The organism is Exiguobacterium sp. K1 (genome assembly GCF_033721435.1).
Taxonomy (GTDB): domain Bacteria; phylum Bacillota; class Bacilli; order Exiguobacteriales; family Exiguobacteriaceae; genus Exiguobacterium_A; species Exiguobacterium_A artemiae.
Map to the genome: position 1 here is coordinate 155,696 of NZ_JAOTIT010000003.1, position 19,098 is coordinate 174,793.

The 19,098-nt window shown below is 47.3% G+C and carries 18 protein-coding genes; 17 read left to right on the forward strand and 1 reads right to left on the reverse strand.

The annotated features are described in order from the left end of the window. The first annotated feature begins 11 nt into the window (after positions 1 to 11). The 3 genes from N7U64_RS08420 (at position 12) to pulA (ending at position 5,221) form a co-directional block, all read left to right on the forward strand. Positions 12 to 1,193 carry a DHHW family protein gene (locus N7U64_RS08420; RefSeq protein ID WP_318929340.1) on the forward strand — a complete coding sequence of 394 codons (1,182 nt, stop codon included), beginning with the start codon at positions 12 to 14 and terminating at the stop codon, positions 1,191 to 1,193. Positions 1,194 to 1,205: 12 nt separating this feature from the next. Continuing rightward, positions 1,206 to 2,129, forward strand: coding sequence for an LCP family protein (locus N7U64_RS08425; RefSeq protein WP_318929342.1), 924 nt, complete (start codon positions 1,206 to 1,208; stop codon positions 2,127 to 2,129). Positions 2,130 to 2,308: 179 nt separating this feature from the next. Continuing rightward, positions 2,309 to 5,221 carry a type I pullulanase gene (pulA, locus tag N7U64_RS08430; RefSeq protein WP_318929344.1) on the forward strand — a complete coding sequence of 971 codons (2,913 nt, stop codon included), beginning with the start codon at positions 2,309 to 2,311 and terminating at the stop codon, positions 5,219 to 5,221. A gap of 68 nt (positions 5,222 to 5,289) precedes the next feature. Here the strand turns inward: pulA and N7U64_RS08435 are convergent, their stop codons facing one another. Beyond that, positions 5,290 to 6,543 carry a dicarboxylate/amino acid:cation symporter gene (locus N7U64_RS08435; RefSeq protein WP_214765959.1) on the reverse strand — a complete coding sequence of 418 codons (1,254 nt, stop codon included), beginning with the start codon at positions 6,541 to 6,543 and terminating at the stop codon, positions 5,290 to 5,292. Positions 6,544 to 6,851: 308 nt separating this feature from the next. On the opposite strand from N7U64_RS08435, the gene rpsU reads away from it, so the two are divergent. The 14 genes from rpsU (at position 6,852) to glyS (ending at position 19,096) form a co-directional block, all read left to right on the forward strand. Then, positions 6,852 to 7,025, forward strand: a complete 174-nt coding sequence (rpsU, locus tag N7U64_RS08440; RefSeq protein ID WP_012369719.1) for a 30S ribosomal protein S21 — start codon at positions 6,852 to 6,854, stop codon at positions 7,023 to 7,025. Between the two features lie 21 nt (positions 7,026 to 7,046). After that, positions 7,047 to 7,493, forward strand: coding sequence for a GatB/YqeY domain-containing protein (locus N7U64_RS08445; RefSeq protein ID WP_012369720.1), 447 nt, complete (start codon positions 7,047 to 7,049; stop codon positions 7,491 to 7,493). Positions 7,494 to 7,683: 190 nt separating this feature from the next. After that, complete coding sequence (locus N7U64_RS08450; RefSeq protein ID WP_012369721.1) at positions 7,684 to 8,193, forward strand: NfeD family protein; 510 nt, start codon at positions 7,684 to 7,686, stop codon at positions 8,191 to 8,193. After that, positions 8,190 to 9,173 (forward strand): flotillin-like protein FloA, encoded by a 984-nt coding sequence (gene floA, locus N7U64_RS08455; protein WP_012369722.1) that lies wholly within the window; start codon positions 8,190 to 8,192, stop codon positions 9,171 to 9,173. The genes N7U64_RS08450 and floA overlap by 4 nt, the downstream gene beginning before the upstream one ends. Before the next feature lie 13 nt (positions 9,174 to 9,186). Beyond that, entirely contained in the window at positions 9,187 to 9,654 is a 468-nt protein-coding gene (locus N7U64_RS08460) for a hypothetical protein (protein ID WP_318929362.1), read from the forward strand. A gap of 227 nt (positions 9,655 to 9,881) precedes the next feature. Continuing rightward, positions 9,882 to 10,844, forward strand: coding sequence for a PhoH family protein (locus N7U64_RS08465; RefSeq protein WP_012369724.1), 963 nt, complete (start codon positions 9,882 to 9,884; stop codon positions 10,842 to 10,844). 41 nt (positions 10,845 to 10,885) lie between these two features. Further along, positions 10,886 to 12,943 carry an HDIG domain-containing metalloprotein gene (locus tag N7U64_RS08470; protein WP_318929365.1) on the forward strand — a complete coding sequence of 686 codons (2,058 nt, stop codon included), beginning with the start codon at positions 10,886 to 10,888 and terminating at the stop codon, positions 12,941 to 12,943. Beyond that, positions 12,940 to 13,416, forward strand: a complete 477-nt coding sequence (ybeY, locus tag N7U64_RS08475; protein WP_290830099.1) for an rRNA maturation RNase YbeY — start codon at positions 12,940 to 12,942, stop codon at positions 13,414 to 13,416. Before N7U64_RS08470 ends, ybeY begins: the two co-directional genes overlap by 4 nt. Further along, on the forward strand, positions 13,413 to 13,763 hold the full coding sequence (locus N7U64_RS08480) for a diacylglycerol kinase family protein (RefSeq protein WP_012369727.1): 351 nt from the start codon (positions 13,413 to 13,415) through the stop codon (positions 13,761 to 13,763). The genes ybeY and N7U64_RS08480 overlap by 4 nt, the downstream gene beginning before the upstream one ends. Positions 13,764 to 13,813: 50 nt before the next feature. Beyond that, positions 13,814 to 14,212: a cytidine deaminase gene (locus N7U64_RS08485; protein ID WP_012369728.1), complete on the forward strand. Its 399-nt coding sequence runs from the start codon at positions 13,814 to 13,816 to the stop codon at positions 14,210 to 14,212. Next, on the forward strand, positions 14,205 to 15,113 hold the full coding sequence (gene era, locus N7U64_RS08490) for a GTPase Era (protein ID WP_012369729.1): 909 nt from the start codon (positions 14,205 to 14,207) through the stop codon (positions 15,111 to 15,113). Before N7U64_RS08485 ends, era begins: the two co-directional genes overlap by 8 nt. A 3-nt stretch (positions 15,114 to 15,116) precedes the next feature. Then, positions 15,117 to 15,866, forward strand: a complete 750-nt coding sequence (gene recO / locus N7U64_RS08495; protein ID WP_290830100.1) for a DNA repair protein RecO — start codon at positions 15,117 to 15,119, stop codon at positions 15,864 to 15,866. A 286-nt stretch (positions 15,867 to 16,152) separates the two neighbouring features. Further along, positions 16,153 to 17,043, forward strand: coding sequence for a glycine--tRNA ligase subunit alpha (gene glyQ / locus N7U64_RS08500; RefSeq protein WP_012369731.1), 891 nt, complete (start codon positions 16,153 to 16,155; stop codon positions 17,041 to 17,043). Continuing rightward, on the forward strand, positions 17,036 to 19,096 hold the full coding sequence (gene glyS / locus N7U64_RS08505) for a glycine--tRNA ligase subunit beta (protein WP_318929372.1): 2,061 nt from the start codon (positions 17,036 to 17,038) through the stop codon (positions 19,094 to 19,096). Before glyQ ends, glyS begins: the two co-directional genes overlap by 8 nt. Positions 19,097 to 19,098: the final 2 nt, after the last annotated feature.

Sequence of the window (19,098 nt, forward strand, 5' to 3'; positions counted from 1 at the left end):
GAGGAACACCAGTGGCGCAACCTATTGAAAAGAATCAGAAACAGCCACAACCGGGAACTACGTTTGAGAAAAAGATGATGTGGCTGACGATCATCAGTTTTTTTGTCATTTTGCTGACGATCGGAATTGGAACGATTCTTCGCGACGACCGTGTCAGTTCCCAACTTGAAAATCGAACACTTGCACAATCCGTTCAACCGACTATGCAAGGAGTGGCTTCCGGTGAGGATATGCTGAAGATGGAAAGCTATTTTGCAGATCAGTTGTTGTTACGTGGTACTCTCGTTGAAATGCAGGCACGTCTATCGAAAAATCTCTTTCAACAGCCGTTTCGAAATGGGATCTACACTGCTAAAAACGGCTATATGATTGAACCGAGTCAAGCGGCACAACCAATCGTCCCGGACGCTTTCCGACAGTTCACGAAAGAGGTGAACCGTCCGGTCTACTTTGCCCTCGCACCGTCGAAAACCGTCGTCGCGGAACGGGATGGGATCATTCCGGGTTACGTGGCTTCGAATGCGGAGCAACGGTATCAGACGATGCAAGCCGGCTTTAAGCAAGCGGGTATTACCTCGATTCCCCTTGATGCCTTACAGTTGTCCGATTACTTTAAGACGGATCATCACTGGAATGTAGACGGCGCCTATCAAGCCTATGGTGAGATTATCCGTACAGTCGCGAAAACAGAACCGACCTTAAAAAAAGTGGAAGTCGATCCGGAATCAAAGCGGGCATCGGAACATCCTTACTTTGGTTCACTCGCCCGCAAGACGACGCTTGCGTATGCGAGCACGGGAGACAAAATTGAATACTACGATGCCAATCAATTTAAGGGCATTGACGTCTGCTACGACAAGAAATGTGGTCAACCGCTGATTGATGAGCAATTCATCAAGGAAGAGGGCGACTATGCCGATCGCTATGAAGTGTTCATGCGCGGCAATCACGGTATTTTATCAATGACGTCGCAGACGAAAGGACCAAAGCTGCTTGTCCTCAAAGACTCGTTTGCCAATCCGGTCCTACCGTTTCTTGCTAAGAGTGCTAATCTTGAGGTCGTCGATATCCGCTATGTCAATAAAGATTTTGATGCATCTGAATTTGCGAAGCAAAAAAACGTGGATGCCGTCGTCTTCTTACACAATGCGAACATCAACGGATTGATGAAGACGTATCAGCAGAAATTGTAAAGGAGGTGCCGCATGAGATCACGTTTACGGAAAAAACAACCGCGCATCGGTTGGCGGATTGCCAGTGCCGTCTTGTTGTTGTTTGTCTTAACCATCAGTGCCACAACCGGATTTGCGTTCTTAAAGTTCCAACAAACAGCAGATTCATTCATCACACCATTAAAAGGAGCGAAAAAGCTCCCGCTTGAGGTGATGCAACCGGTCAACGTCTTATTGATCGGAGTTGATGAACGAAAAAATGATCCGGGGCGAGCCGATGCGATCATGTTGTTGTCGTTTAATCCGAAAACAAAACAAGCGACCTCTCTTTCGATTCCGCGTGATATGCAAGTCACGCTTCCAGATGGCAAAAAGACAAAAATCAATCATACGTATGCTTACGGTGGGGTGGAAGAGACGATTGAGACGGTCGAGCAGACGTTTGAGACCAAAGTCCCGTACTATGCCAAAATCAATATGGATGGATTGATTGAACTCGTTGACGCGGTCGGTGGCGTGACGGTTGATAATCCATCTGCTTTCAGTTGGAATGACCGCCGCCTGCAAAAAGACTACGAGAAAGGGAAAATCAAACTGACCGGACTCGAAGCGAGCGGATATGCCCGGATGCGAAAACAAGACCCGCTCGGTGATATGGGACGGCAAATCCGACAGCGGCAGGTACTTGAAGCTGTTGGCATGAAGCTTGCCGGACCCGATATTTTGACAAACTTGGAAGAAGTCAGTCGGGTCCTGAAAAACAACTTCAGTACAAATGTTACGTTTTCAGAAGCGGCTCAACTGGCACAAGAAAATCAAACCGGATTTGAACGTCTGAAACCGTTAAAATTGGATGGTGAAGGATATATCGCGAGTGATGGCGTCTGGTACTTTTTTGCCTCGGATCAATCGATGCAAGAAGCCAAACAGGCAATCGACAAACTGACGAAAAGTTAATTAAATCGTGAGCAAGGACTGTGTAAAAGGGAATCTCTTTTACGCAGTCTTTTTTTTGATTCGCTTGTTGGTCCAAAAGTCTTATTTTCTTTAGCAGACTAAAATAAGCTTTGACAGACAGGTAGAACGAATGGAGAATGGAAATGAAAACGATTACATAAATCCAAGGAGGATACGGCATGAATCGATTGAAATCAGTCTGTGCAGTTGTGCTAACGTTTGCACTGATGTTTAGTTTGTTTCCAGTAAACGGTTTGGCACTGGAAAAAGGAAAATCGACACTCGTCATCATTCACTACAAGGAAGATAAAACGTCAGAAAAAGATTGGAATCTCTGGTTATGGGCGAATGGACCGGATTATTTCCCGAATAAAGCACATGCCTTTAACGGACAAGATGCGTACGGAAAAATCGCGGCTTATGAATTTCCAGTGGATCAACCGGAAAAAATCGGTTTCATCGTCCGCGATGATTCCTGGAACAAAGATGCGGGCTCAGAAAACGACCGCTTCATTACAAAAGACATGATCAAAGACGGTGTGGCGGAAGTCTGGATTGAATCAGGCAGCAAAGACGTTTCACCGGTCAATCCAACAGGCGGCAGTGACGTTGAGTCGGTCAACACGAACATTCATTATTACCGGTACGACAATGATTACGACAAGTACGGGGTATGGGCATGGCCAAATGCTCAGGACGGAAAACGATTTGAATTTGACGGACAAGATGCGTTTGGCGCTGTGGCAAACGTCACCTTGACGAATACGACGAAGGAACGTCTCGTCGGAATCATTCCTCACGTCGAGGGATGGTCGGAAAAAGACGGGGCCGATCGTTTTTACTACGCGGGAGCCAAGGATATCTGGTTGATTGAAGGCGATCAAACCGTTTATTACAGCCAACCGGATATTGATCGGACGCCGAAATTTACAAGTTTCCTGGCAGACGATTTTAAGACGATGACATTAAAAACGAATTCACCAATCACAGCAGAAGATGTAAAAACGCTGACATTCAAAGGACTGGTCAATCCGGTTGTCACACAAGTGGACGCCAAGACGTTACACGTGACTGTCGCATCGGATATTGATTTGGCAAATGTCGTCACGGTTTCGCACCCGGTATTCGGGGAAGGGATTTTAGAAGCAGGAAAAGTATTGCGCTCTGATGCTTTTGACAAAAAATATGCGTACGACGGTCAACTCGGTACGGTATATCAAAAAAGCAAAACGACGTTCCGCGTCTGGGCACCGACTGCGCAGGCCGTTGAACTGGAACTTTACAAATTGCCGAAAAAACAAGCAGCCACAACGAAGGATATCGTCCGTGAAGTGAAGATGGTTCGCGGTGACCGCGGTGTCTTCAGCGTCACAATCAAAGGGGACCTTGACGGAACAGGCTACACCTATGAAGTCAAGCACGCCAAAGAAACGACACGGGCCGTCGATCCGTACGCGACAGCTGTGGCGGTCAACGGAGATCAAGGGGTCGTCGTCGACTTGAAAGAGACGAATCCGAAACGCTGGACCAAAGCAAAAATGCCGCTGAAACAAGCGACAGACGCCATCATTTACGAAACACATGTCCGTGACCTGTCGATGTTTGACGTCACAGGAGATACGTATGATTCAGGTATCAAACAAAAAGGGAAGTATCTTGGTGTTGTCGAGCCGGGAACACGTCTGATGAAAGACGGTAAAAAAACAAAGACGAAAACAGGACTCGATCATTTGAAAGAGCTCGGCATCACACATGTCCAGTTCATTCCGGTCTATGATTTCAATACGGCTTCTGTCGACGAGACGAATCCATTAAAAACATACAACTGGGGATATGATCCGAAAAACTACAATGCACCGGAAGGCTCTTATTCAACGAATCCGTACAATCCGAAAGTCCGGATTAAAGAAATGAAACAAATGATTCAAGGATTACACGACAACGGACTCCGTGCCGTCATGGATGTGGTCTACAATCATATGTTTGATGCCAAAGCATCAAATCTTGATAAAATCGTACCGGGTTACTACTACCGTTATACGGAAGGCGGCGATCTCGCCAACGGCACAGGTGTCGGAAACGATACCGCTTCCGAACGGAAAATGATGCATAAACTGATTGTCGATTCTGTCGACTACTGGGCAAAAGAATACCGTTGGGACGGATTCCGATTTGATTTAATGGGAATTCATGACGTGAAGACGATGAATGCCGTCAAAAAAACGACAACAAAAATTGATCCGTCAATCCTTGTCTTCGGAGAAGGCTGGAGTCTCGGAACACCGCTTCCGGAAGCCGACAAAGCCAACCAGACGAATGCCAAACAGATGCCGGGTATCGCTCACTTCAACGATAACTTGCGTGATGCACTGAAAGGAAGTGTCTTTGAAGACACGGATGCCGGTTTCATCAACGGGAAAACAGGTCTTGAAACACGGATTAAACGCGGAATCGTCGGTGAGATTGCGTACAACAAAGACATCACCGGATTCGCAACAGAGCCGAATCAAGCCATCACGTACGTTGAAGCCCACGATAACCATACGCTGTGGGACAAGTTGAACTTAACGAATCCGAATGATACGGATGCGACGAAAACAAAAATGCACCGTTTAGCGTCAAGCATTCTTCTGACGTCACAGGGCACAACATTTATCCATGCCGGTCAAGATTTTATGCGGACAAAAGGCGGCGATCATAATTCATACAAATCACCGGATTCTGTCAACCAGCTCGACTGGAAACGCAAAATGGACCGTCAAGCCGACGTCGATTATATGAAAGGACTGATTCAAGTCCGTAAAGCAAACCCTGTTCTTCATTTAGCAACAGCAAAAGACATCCGACGTTACCTGACGTTCAAAGATGTACCGGAGCAAGTGGTGGCGTATCAATTGTCAGATGATGCACCCCAACAAAAAACGGATCTTTACGTCGTTCACAATGCGAAACGTCAAGCTGTCAAGATGACGTTACCGAAAGGAACGTGGAGTGTCATCGTCGACGGGAAAACCGCCGGAACGAAAACACTGAAAAAAGTTTCGGGCAACGTGACGGTTGATCCGCTCAGCTCGTATGTCTTAAAAAAATAATCAATATAAAAATGCGCCGCCACCGTGAATGACTCACGGTGGCGGCGCATTTGTTAATCAAGGAAAAATTAAGCGTAACGTTCGTCTTCTTCCTCTTCTTCACTCAGGTTACCTTCTTCTGATTTGGCGACAATGACGGCACAAGCGGCGTCACCTGTGATATTGACGGCAGTCCGCATCATATCGAGCAGACGGTCAACCCCGATGATAAGTGCAATCCCTTCGACAGGCAAATTGACGGACTGGAGTACCATCGTCAGCATGACGAGACCGACACCCGGTACGCCGGCTGTTCCGACGGACGCGAGAACGGCAGTCAGGACGACGGTTGCCAGTTGTGCCGGAGACAAGCTGATATCATAAACTTGAGCGATAAAGACCGTTGCGACTCCCTGCATGATCGCTGTACCATCCATGTTGATCGTCGCGCCGAGCGGTTGGACGAAACTTGAGACGGAACGCGGTACTTTCAGTTCACGCTGTGCAGTCTGCATCGCGACCGGTAGCGTTGCATTCGACGACGAAGTCGAGAAGGCGAACAGCATGACCGGCGCAAACTTTTTGAAGAAGAAAAACGGATTCATTTTTCCGAGCAGTGAGACGGTCGAACCGTACGTCAACAGGGAGTGGACAATCAAAGCCAGGATAACGACTGCCATGTAGAGCCCCATTGCCTTTAAGGAATCAAACCCTTGTGCACCGACGGCGGAAGCAATCAATGCAAATGCGCCGAGCGGGGCCATCTTCATGACAAGTCCGATCAAATATGTCATCAAATCATTTCCCTGTTCGATGAATGAACGTAATGTCGAGACCTTGTTGCCGAGGAATGTGATCCCGAAACCGATGAAGACACTGAAGACGATAATTTGCAGCATATTGCCTTCTGCCATCGACGTGATCGGATTGGTCGGGAACATCCCGACGATCGTATTGATTAAACTCGTATCCGGTAAGTTGCCTTGATCATACTTCAAGTTGTCTGTCGCAAAGTTCCCGAACGTACCCGGTTTGATCAGTAATGACAAACCAAGAGCGATGACGATGGCGACAGCGGTCGTCGTCATGAAATACGTAATGGCTTTTCCGCCGACGCGACCCAGTTCTTTTGGATTTCCGAGTCCCATGACACCAAGGGAGATCGAGAAGAAGACGATCGGGACGACGAGCATCTTAATCAGGTTGAGGAAAATCGTTCCGATTGGTTGAAGTGCATACTTATTCAATCCTTCATAGATCGATTTGTCTGGTAACAAAGCGAGAATGATTCCGAGGATGACTCCGAGAATCAATCCGAAAATAATTCGTTTGGCTTCTTTCATATCAGAACAACTCCTTTTTCAGATAACTGTGTCTATTTTGACACATCATTCACCATTTTGACAAAACATTTCATGAAAAATTAGAAAACGCTTACAAAATATTTCGAATTTTTTAGTTGAATAATCATGAATTTGTTGTAAATACGGAAGCAACATGAGACTATAGAAAAGAACAAAAAGGAACATATCAGGAGTGAAGCAAAACCGGTTAATCAACTATTGACCATTTTGTATATTCCTACTATAATGTTGTATGACGTGTCTGACACGTTTCCTTTAGTCGGTAATATCGGAGGGAGGGAAAACTAGTGGAAACTCGTGTACGTAAAAATGAATCACTTGAAGACGCACTTCGTCGCTTCAAACGTGGTGTTTCAAAAGATGGTACGCTTGCTGAAGTTCGTAAACGTAAACACTACGAAAAGCCAAGTGTAAAACGTAAGCTTAAATCGGAGGCTGCGCGTAAGCGTAAGAAGTTCTAACGTAAGAGAGGGTGTATCCTCATGAGTCTTCAAGAGCGTTTGACAGTGGATATGAAGGAAGCCATGCGTTCGCGTGAGAAAGATCGTCTTACGACGATTCGGATGGTGAAGTCGTCCCTGCAAAATGAAGCGATTAAACTCGGTAAGCAAGAATTAACTGATGAGGAAGAGCTAACTATACTCTCACGTGAGATGAAACAGCGCAACGACTCCCTCCGAGAATTCGAACGCGCTGATCGTCACGACCTCGTCGAGAAGATTCAAGCAGAGATAATCGTGCTCGAAGCTTATATGCCAAAACAACTTTCGGAAGAAGAAGTTCAGGAAATCGTCAACGCAGCCATTGCGAAGACGGGTGCCTCAGCTCCTTCTGATATGGGGAAAGTAATGGGTGTCGTCATGCCGCAACTTAAGGGTAAAGCGGACGGTGCTCTAATTAATCGCCTTGTTAAACAACAACTACATTAACCCGTTTTGAAAGGCGTCCTCCGGGATGCCTTTTTTTCATGAGATAAAATTGGGAAAATTCGAAAATTGGTAAAAGTTATGAAACCTTTTCTCAGATGAAAGCGTATATAATAAAAGTAACAATGAGCCATGTTCAGAAAGATGAAACATGTTGTCGTCTGATTCTGATGAAAAAGGGGTGAACGAAGTAATGTCTTTTAGCTTAGGGATGATTTTAGCGGTCTTCATGATCGGTGTCCTCATGTTGCTGGTCGAAATATTCGTGACAGGGTTCGGCATATTCGGTGTCCTTGGCATCGGTGCAGTCCTTGCCAGTTTGATCATGGCAGGTGCGACGGTCGGTCAAGTCGGTCTAGCGGTCGGTTTGGCAGTCTTTTTATCACTCGCTGCCGGATTTTGGGCATATCGCCGGATCAAATCAAATCAATCATTATTATGGCGAGGTTTGATTTTGACAGATTCCACATCGTCGGAAAAAGGATATCTTTCTCATCAAGATAAAGAACAACTGCGTGGCAAGGTCGGAATCAGTTTAACGCAGCTTCGCCCGGCAGGAACGATTGAAATTGATGGGAATCGCGTCGATGCGGTCACGGAAGGCAATTTCATTAATTCCGGCGAGCAAGTCGTCGTGCAAGACGTCACACACGGACGAGTCATCGTCCGAGTCCAAAAAACGAAGGAGGAGTCACTCACATGACACCCGAACTATTGACCGTTCTACTCATAACGGGAGGAATACTTATTTTCCTCGCTATCTTCTTTACACTTGTCCCGATCCCGCTCTGGATAAGTTCACTTGCAGCCGGAGTCCGTGTCTCTATCTTTACATTGGTCGGAATGCGGCTTCGTCGTGTTACACCGTCAAAAATTGTTAATCCGTTGATTAAAGCAGTCAAAGCCGGCATCAACCTCAATACAAACCAATTGGAAAGTCACTATCTTGCCGGTGGTAACGTCGACCGTGTCGTTAACGCCTTGATTGCGGCACACCGTGCCAACATCGAACTCAGTTTCGAACGTGCGGCAGCCATTGATTTAGCAGGTCGGAACGTGCTTGAAGCCGTCCAGATGTCCGTTAACCCGAAAGTCATCGAAACCCCATTCATTGCCGGTGTTGCCATGAACGGGATTGAAGTGAAAGCAAAAGCACGGATTACCGTACGTGCCAACATCGACCGTCTTGTCGGTGGTGCAGGGGAAGAAACCGTCATCGCCCGTGTTGGTGAGGGTGTCATCTCGACGATCGGTTCATGTCAAGATCAAAAAGAAGTCCTTGAAAATCCGGAAATGATTTCCCGGACGGTCCTCGCAAAAGGACTTGATTCAGGAACAGCATTCGAAATCCTCTCGATCGATATCGCGGACGTCGATATCGGCAAAAATATCGGTGCCGTGCTTCAGACGGATCAGGCGGAAGCTGACAAAAACATCGCCCAAGCGAAAGCGGAAGAACGTCGGGCGATGGCGATTGCAAGCGAACAAGAGATGAAATCACGTGTCGAAGAAATGCGTGCGAAAGTCGTTGCGGCAGAAGCGGAAGTTCCGCTTGCGATTGCCGAAGCACTGCGTGACGGCAACTTCAGCGTAATGGATTATGCCAACTATTTGAACGTGACGGCTGATACGAAGATGCGTCAAGCCATCGGAGGTCAATCATCGCCGAACGACACACAATAAAAGGGTGATTTAGATGGGGAGCTTAATTTGGGTCGGACTGATGGTTGCCTTTGGTGTGATTTCGGTCATCTCAAAGGCATCTGATCAGAAAAAATCCAGCTCGACGACACGTGTCCCTTCAAAAGAATTTGGGGACTATGTCAAGAAAATGGTCGATCAAGTGGAAACACGACTTCCGGAAGATCGAGATGTTCCACCTCCGATCAAACGGAAGCAACCGAAGCCAGCGCAACCGGTCAAGCATCAACGAACCGAATTGCAACAGCGTTTGGATGAACGGGATCGTGTGAAAGCACAAAAACAGTCTAAATCGAACATTGGTCAGATAACAGGCAGTATTGCGAGTGGTGAAATTGGCAAACGACGTAACCGGAAAAAAGGAATGCAGACGTCACAAGAAGAAATTCGCCAGGCGATGATCTGGAGTGAAGTCCTTGGTCCGCCGGTTTCGAAACGGTCTTCAAAATCTCCGCATCGTTAAAGTAAAGGTTGGCTCTCGTTTACAATGAGAGCTGACCTTTTTTTAGATACGCAGCAGGAAAAAATCCGAAGCATGTTCGGTCAGGTAAAAGAAGCAGTTAAAATGAGGAAAACACGCTTAAAGGATGGGTTTTTCTTTCCATCTATTCTGCTTAAATGATAAAGTGGACTAGAACAGATTTGTAGAGATGACGTACTGTTATCCATCATTAGGAGGCCAATCATAACGTGATATTCAATGAAAGAATCCCATTCGTATTTTCGAATTCAGAACAGATTCAAGCATTCGTAGGACCGAACGATGCCGTACTAAAAACGATGGAAGCGGAGCTGGAAGTCCAACTCACCCACCGCGGTGATGAATTGTTGGCGCAGGCAGAAGAAGAGCGTTCTGTTGTATTAGCAAAACAGGTTGTCGGTGTCTTAAAACAACTGGTTGATCGGGGAGCCGTCTTGACAGAACGTGACGCGACGAGCGCCATTCAATTGGCAAGACAAGACCGGGTCGATGAATTGCTCGAATTATACGATACGGTCATTCATACGAACCATAAAGGGAAACCGCTCCGTGCCAAGACACTGGGGCAAGCCCGTTACGTCAGGGGAATCGAAAAGTGCGATTTGACGTTCGGGATTGGACCGGCCGGAACCGGCAAGACCTATTTGGCCGTCGTCATGGCAGCCAAGGCCTTAAAAGAAGGTTACGTCAAACGGTTGGTTTTAACACGACCTGCGGTTGAAGCAGGGGAGAATCTTGGATTCCTGCCCGGAGACTTAAAAGAAAAAGTCGATCCGTATTTACGTCCGCTATATGATGCGTTGCATGACGTTCTCGGCGTGGAACACACAGCCCGTTTATTGGAGCGGGGCGTCATTGAAATTGCACCGCTCGCCTATATGCGGGGACGGACACTTGAACATGCATTTGTTATTTTGGATGAAGCTCAAAATACGACAAGAGAACAAATGAAAATGTTTTTGACGCGACTCGGTTTTCACTCGAAGATGATTGTCACGGGTGATCTGACGCAGGTTGATTTACCGCGCGGAAAAGCGTCCGGTTTACAAGAAGCGCTGAATCTTCTTGGACATGTCCGGGGAATTCATTTTGAACACTTTAGCTCGGCTGATGTCGTCCGGCATCCACTTGTTCGGAAAATCATTGATGCGTACAGTCAAGAACTCGAGTAAAGCGCAACAGGTGAGTCTTGAAGTGGAAAGGAGACGAGCGGATGCGCAGAGTAGGTATGTGGATCAGTCTGCTGACACTGGCATTTTACATCATCGTGTCGACGATGATGTATGTCAGTGTCCGGCCTGAAGCCTTGTCGGCAGCTCCATTTTCGATTGCGGAAGAAGATATTCGATCGCCGTTGACGATGGAAGATCGAGAAGCGACCCGGTTACTGAAGGAAAACACGGTAGCCGCGATTGACAGCCAATACACGATTAAGCAGGAATACGCTGGACAACAAATAGCCAAAGTCGAACAGCTTTTTGCAAGTCTCAAAGGAATCAAAAAAGCGGAAGATATTGGTCAAATCAAACAACGTCTTCGAGGGACGGAAGCTGCCGATTTACTGCAAGACGATGAATTACGGTTGCTTGCGACATCCTCTTCCTCTGTGCGGACGACAACACGCGATGTCGTAATCACAGCGATTGAGGAAGCGATGCGTCAACGGATTTCTTCCGATGGCGGTGAAGTGGCGGAAGCTCGGGAAAATGCACGACTCGATATTGAACGGTCTGCCTTGTCGTTTTCGATGAAGGCTGTCGGAAAAACGTTGACGGATCAATTAATCGTCACAAACTATGTATATGATCCTGCGAAAACAGAACAGTTGCGTAAGCAAACGAGTGACAAGGTGGAACCGGTGTTGATTTCCGAAGGGGAAGTCATCGTCAAACGGGGGGAAGTCATTTCCCAGGATGCCTATCGTCAATTGCAGCTCGTTGGTCTGATTTCCGATCGCCAATCGCTTAAGCCGTTATTCGGAACGTTGATTGTCAGTGCACTGATGACGTTGCTGTTGTTTGGATTCATCAGTCGCTCCAACTTACGTTATGCCAAGATGGGGAAAGTGAAATTATTCAGTTTGGTTTATCTGGTTGTTATTTTGCAACTCGTCGTGACATACGGGATGGCCTTTTTGGCAGACGATATCAATCCGGCGCTTTATTTACTGACACCGACAGCATTCTCGGCATTAGTCCTGCGCAACTTGTTAAATGAACGGATTGCGTTATCGAGTACGCTGTTCATGGCACTGGCAGGTACTTTTTTCTACAGCACGAATCAGAATTTCAGCTTTAATATTGCGATTTACTTATTGGTCGGTGGACTGGTGGCGACCTACTTCCTGCGATCTAGCTTGTCACGTCGGCGGATTTTCGTCAGCAGCTTGACGATTGCTGCAGCAAACGTAGCGGTTTTCCTCGCTTTTGTACTCATGCGCAGTGGACAGTTGGAAGTAAAAGAGACCTCGATTTTACTGGGGTTTGCCGTTGCCAGCGGTGTTTTCAGCGCCATCTTGGCAATTGGATTATTACCGTTCCTTGAGATGACATTCGGTATTTTAGCCCCGACACGCTTGTTGGAATTATTAAATCCGACCCATCCTCTGCTGAAAAAATTATTGGTCGAGGCTCCGGGAACCTATCATCACAGTATGATGGTCGCCAATCTTGCCGAGACGGCCTGTGAAGCGATCGGCGCTGACGGGTTGCTCGCGCGGGTCGGCGCATATTATCATGATTTAGGAAAAACCCGGCGCCCGCTCTATTTTATTGAGAATCAACATGGACTGAATCCTCATGACCGTCTGACACCGGAAGAATCTGCTCGAGTCATTCTTGCCCATACGGATGACGGAGTGGAATTATTGGAAGAAGCCAAGTTACCGGGTGTCATCGTCGATATCTGTCGAGAACACCACGGCACGTCATTACTCCGTTATTTTTACGTCAAGGCAACGGAACAAGGGGAAGTCAATGAAGCGGACTTCCGGTACTCAGGCCCGAAACCGCAAACACGTGAAGCGGCCGTGATCATGATTGTCGATTCCATCGAGGCGGCGGTCCGGTCCATGAAGTCTCCAACGGAATCAGGGATTCAGGAACTGGTCAAAAAAATCATCCGTGAAAAACTGCTCGACGATCAATTTTCGGACTGTGAAATGACGACACGTGATATTTACCGGGTCGGTGAGAGTGCCTGCCATACGTTATCCGGGTTATTCCATGAACGGATTGAATATCCTGAATTAAAGAAAGAGGAACTCAAATGAATATTTACATGACTGATGAAGGTACATTGTTGACGGAAGAACAACTGAAATTAGTGGAAGCGATTTTAGTTTATACGGCAACAGAAGAAAAAATTGAAGCAAACAGTGAACTGTCCGTCACGTTCGTGACGAATGATGAGATTCAGCAAATCAACCGGGAATGGCGCGGGAAAGATCAAGCGACGGATGTCATTTCCTTTGCAATGGATGAACTCGGAGAAGACGAGATTGATTTTGAATTGCTCGAAGACGAGCCTGTTGTTCTCGGTGATCTGATCATTTCAGTGGAGCGCTGCCGAGAGCAGGCTGCGGAATACGGGAATCATTTTGAACGGGAACTTGGATTCCTCGCTGTTCACGGCTTCCTGCATCTCCTCGGTTACGACCATATCGAAAAAGCAGATGAAGACATCATGACGAAGCGTCAGGAGGAAATCCTGCATCACTTTGAACTGTACCGAGGGAAATTGTGAAGACGTGGTGGTTACCTTTCACCCATGCGATGAACGGGATTCGTCAGGCGGTGAAGGAAGAACGGCATATGAAAGTCCATTTTACGATTGGACTGATTGTCTTAGCAGTTGCCCTGTATTTACCGCTGACGTGGATGGAACGGGCGATTTTATGTTTAACGATCGGTGCGGTTCTCAGTGCGGAAATGTTCAATACCGCCTTTGAGCGGACCGTCGATCTCGTTACGGAAGAATGGCACCCGCTTGCAAAAGCGGCAAAGGATATCGCAAGTGGAGCGGTTCTTGTGTTGGCGCTTACATCGGTTGCGATTGCACTATGCATCTTCGTTCCATATTTGGTACAATAAGAATCCGGCCTTTTTTTAGGCCAATACCGTTCCTAAAGGGGAAAAATGACATGAAAACAGAACAATTACTCGAACAAGCTAAAATCGCACGCGAAAAAGCGTATGTTCCATATTCAAAGTTCCAAGTCGGAGCCGCTCTGCTCACGAAAGACGGACAGGTTTTCCATGGCTGTAATATCGAAAATGCAGCATATGGTCTTTGCAACTGTGCTGAGCGGACGGCAATCTTCTCGGCATGGGCACAAGATGCACGGGAGTACGCAGCGATGGCTGTTGTAGCCGATACAGAAGGCCCTGTCGCACCGTGCGGCCAATGCCGTCAAGTATTGTTTGAAATGTGTGACGCGGATATGCCGGTTTACTTGACGAACCTGACGGGTGACGTCACGGAAACGACAGTTGGTGCGCTCTTACCGGGTGCATTCACGAAGGGAGATCTTCATGTTTAAAGAAGGATTTAAATCAGGATTCGTTTCGATTATCGGTCGTCCAAACGTTGGGAAATCAACGTTCTTAAACCGAGTCATCGGACAGAAAATCGCCATTATGTCGGATAAGCCACAAACGACACGGAATAAGATTCAAGGTGTCTATACGACGGATGACGTGCAAACGATTTTCATCGATACACCGGGCATTCATAAACCGAAACATAAACTCGGAGACTTCATGATGAAAGTCGCGACGAACGCGTTACGCGAAGTCGACGCGATTCTCTTTATGATCAATGTGACGGAGCCGAAAGGAAAAGGCGACGAATTCATTATTGAGAAGTTAAAGGATCTGGATACACCGATCATCCTTGTCATGAACAAGGTCGACTTGATTCATCCGAATGATATTCCACCAATCATCGAATCGTATCAAAATGAATTGAACTTCGCAGCAGTCGTTCCGATTTCTGCTCTTCAAGGTAATAACGTCGAACCATTGCTACAAGAAATCTCGAAGATTTTACCGGAAGGTCCGATGTATTATCCGGCGGATCAGATCACTGATCACCCAGAACGTTTCATCATTTCAGAAATGATTCGGGAAAAAGTCCTTCAAAAGACACGTGACGAAGTACCGCACTCGATTGCTGTCGCGATTGATCAAATCAAGACACGTGAAGATGGCAATATGGTCGATATTCACGCAACCATTTTGATCGAACGGGATTCACAAAAAGGAATCATCATCGGAAAACGCGGTGCCCTGTTAAAAGAAATCGGTTCAGAAGCCCGGACGGATATCGAGATGTTACTCGGAACGAAAGTTTACTTGAACCTGTGGGTGAAAGTTCAAAAAGACTGGCGCAATAAAGCCGGTCAATTGCGTGAACTTGGATTCCGCGACGACGAGTATTAAGCGATGATTGATAAGGCGGAAGGGCTTGTTTTACGGACGGTCGTGTATGGTGAATCGAATAAAATCATTACACTGTTAACGCGTGAATATGGCAAGCTCGCCGTCATGGCCCGTGGTGCTAAAAAACCCGGCAGCCGTTTTAACGCAGCGAGCCAGCCGTTCGTCCGAGCGATTTATGTCTACCCGCGTTCGCGGGGTCTCGGTCAATTGAAATCAGCAGATGTCATCACAGGGTATTCAAAGATTCGTCAGGACGTCTTTTTGATGGCTTATGCGATGTACCTCCTTGAACTGGCGGACAAAGCACTTGATGAACGGGTGCCGCAACCGGCACTGTATGATTTGTTCGTCGATGGTCTTGAGGCAATGGATGAAGGGCTCGATCCGGATGTCGTGTCCTTTATAGTGGAACTCCGCTTACTGCGTCATCTGGGAATCGCACCGCACTTAAACGGCTGTACGGTTTGCGGCAGTGTGGAAGCACCGTTCGCCTTCTCATTGAACCACGGTGGTTTGCTTTGCAGACGACACCGTCAGGAAGATGAACATGCTGTTCCTTTGACGGAATCCGTGGCCAAGATGCTGTATGTTTTTTCTGTGTATGATTTTTCCCGGATCGGGACAGTCGATGTGAAGCCGGAGACGAAACGTTTGTTGCGTCAAATCATGGATGCCTACATGGAACGGTACAGCGGACTCCGCCTCCGTTCAAAACGGGTTCTCGATCAATTGCTGAATCTTGGAGACGATTGACAGATACGCCGTACGTTCGGTAGAATAAGTGCGGAAGAACTAACTAAACGAACACGATGAGAAAAAGGAGTAACACCTGATGTTCAGTCAAGCGATTTCGGGATAGTGCGAGCCGGAAATGAAGCAGGTGTGAACGGCATTTTTGAGTGTTCCTGGTCAAAGAGTGGCATGCGGACGCATGCAAGTAGGGTGGAACCGCGGGCTCGTCTCGTCCCTATGTACAACCTTGTTGTACATAGGGACGTTTTTGCGTTCCCGCATAAATTTGGAGGTGGAAGTCTTGAAGATGACAGTACAGGAAATGATCTTAACACTGCAAAAATTTTGGGCTGAGCAAGGGTGCTTGACGATGCAGGCATATGACGTCGAGAAAGGTGCCGGAACAATGAATCCGATGACATTTTTACGGAGTCTTGGACCAGAACCATGGAACGTCTGTTATACAGAACCATCACGCCGTCCGGCGGACGGACGTTACGGGGAAAACCCGAACCGTTTGTATCAACATCACCAGTTCCAAGTCATCATGAAGCCGTCGCCGGACAACATTCAGGAGCTGTACTTACAAAGTCTTGAACTGCTCGGGATTAATCCGCTTGAACATGATATTCGTTTCGTTGAAGACAACTGGGAAAACCCGACGTTCGGTGCAGCCGGACTCGGATGGGAAGTCTGGTTAAACGGAATGGAAATTACACAGTTCACATACTTCCAACAAGTCGGTGGGATTGAATGTAATCCGATTGCCGTTGAAATCACATACGGAATCGAACGCCTCGCGTCGTATATCCAGGATGTCGAAAGTGTCTTTGATTTGGTTTGGACAGACGGCTTTAAATACGGCGATATTTTCTATCAACCGGAATTCGAACATTCGAAGTACACGTTTGAGACATCGGATGTCGATCTCTTGTTCACATTGTTCGATCAGTATGAAAAAGAAGCGAACCGGGCACTCGATGAGAACCTGGTCTTCCCAGCGTATGACTACATCTTAAAATGTTCTCATACGTTTAATCTACTGGATGCCAAAGGAGCGATTTCCGTTACGGAACGGACTGGGTTCATTCACCGCGTCCGGAACATGTCGCGCCGTTGTGCGCAAAGCTTCATCGAAGAACGGGAACGTCTAGGCTTCCCATTGATTAAATCGAAAGCTGGTGAATCGCATGCATGAGTTATTACTTGAAATCGGTCTTGAAGAAATGCCGGCCCGTTTTGTCTTACAATCCGAGACACAATTAAAAGAACGTGTGACGACATTTTTAAATGAAGCACGCATTACGTTCGATACGATTGAGTCGTTTTCAACTCCACGTCGTTTAGCCGTTCTCGTAACCGGAATGTCTGAACGTCAGACGGACTTAGAAGAGACGCTCAAAGGACCGGCGAAGCGGATTGCTCAGGATGAAGACGGCAACTGGACAAAAGCCGCACAAGGATTTGCGCGCGGTAAAGGTTTGACAACGGATGATCTGTTCCTTCAAGAAGAGAAGGGTGTGGAGTATATCTTCGCGACCCGCAAAGAGTCGGGACAAGAAACGGCAACACTTCTGCCGGGATTGAAACAAATCGTCGAAGCGATGTCGTTCCCGAAAAACATGCGTTGGAGCACACAATCGTTACGCTACATGCGTCCGATTCGTTGGATGATCGCCTTACTGGACGATCAAGTAATTCCGTTTGAAGTGGCAGATGTGGCAACCGGGCGGACGTCACGCGGACACCGTTTCCTCGGACAGGATATTACGATTTTACGACCGAACGCCTACGTCGAAGCGCTGGCGGGAGAACATGTCATCGCCAGTTATGAACAGCGTCGTCAGCTGATTGAAGAGCAAATTCAACAGCTCAGTGAACAAGAAGGCTTTGAAGTCCCGATTGATCCGGCGTTGCTTGAAGAAGTCACGAATCTCGTCGAATACCCGACAGCATTATTCGGAGCATTTGACGAAGCTTATCTCGAACTTCCGGAAGAAGTCCTCATTACGACGATGAAGGAACACCAGCGTTACTTCCCGGTTAAAAAAGACGGGACGTTACTCCATTATTTCGTTACGGTCCGTAACGGGAATGCGACACATATCGAGAATGTAGCCCGCGGAAATGAGAAAGTCATCCGGGCACGTCTTGCCGATGCCCAGTTCTTCTATGAAGAAGATAAAAAAGCCGACATCGATGCCCAGGCAGCGCGACTTGATAAAATCGTCTTCCATGAAAAACTTGGAACGACAGGTGAAAAAGTCCGTCGTGTGCGTGAGATGGCTTTACAGTTGGCGGAACGATTTAATGCCGATTCGACGAAAGTCGAGCGGGCGGGAACGATTTATAAATTCGATCTCGTCAGCCAGATGGTATATGAATTTACAGAACTGCAAGGGATGATGGGCGAACGTTACGCCAACATGAAAGGCGAAGACGTTGAAGTCGCGGCAGCAATCCGGGAACACTACTTACCGCGCTTTGCCGGAGATGAAAGTCCAAGCACACCAACCGGTACGGTATTAGCGGTTCTTGACAAAATGGACAGTGTGGCCGGCTTCTTCGGTGTCGGTATGATTCCAAGCGGTTCTGCTGATCCGTATGCCTTACGCCGTCAGGCACAAGGAATCGTTCAGATTCTTTCGGACCGTCAGATTGAGATGACGTTGTCGGAACTGATTGATTTCGTCGTATCTGCTCAATTAAAAGCAGGTCTTTATCAAGCAGATGCAGAAACAGTTAAAGCAGCAATGGAAGACTTCTTTAATCAGCGTTTGAAGTTCCGCCTGTCGGAAAAAGGATATCGTCATGATGTCATCGAAGCGGCTCTTGATCCGAAGCTGACGGTCGAAGCCAATGAAAAACGGGCATCGATGCTTGAACAGGCCACACAACAACCAACCTTTAAGAAGACCGTGGAGCAACTCAGCCGTGTCTTAAACATCTCGAAAAAAGCCGGAACGGTTGTTGCAGTAAACCCGGCGCTCTTTGAAAATGATGCCGAACGTGACTTGCATGAACAAATCGAGCAACTGATTCCGAAAGTCGAAGCCGCTGTACAAGCTTCTGACTATGACCAGGCGATTCAAGTCCTTGAATCAAGTGTTCCGGCCATTACGGTTTATTTTGACGGAACGATGATCATGGCGGATGACGAAGCAGTTCGCACGAATCGTCTCAGCGAAATGAAACGATTTGCGACGGCAATCGAACAAGTCGCACGATTCAATGCACTCACTTTAGTGTGAAT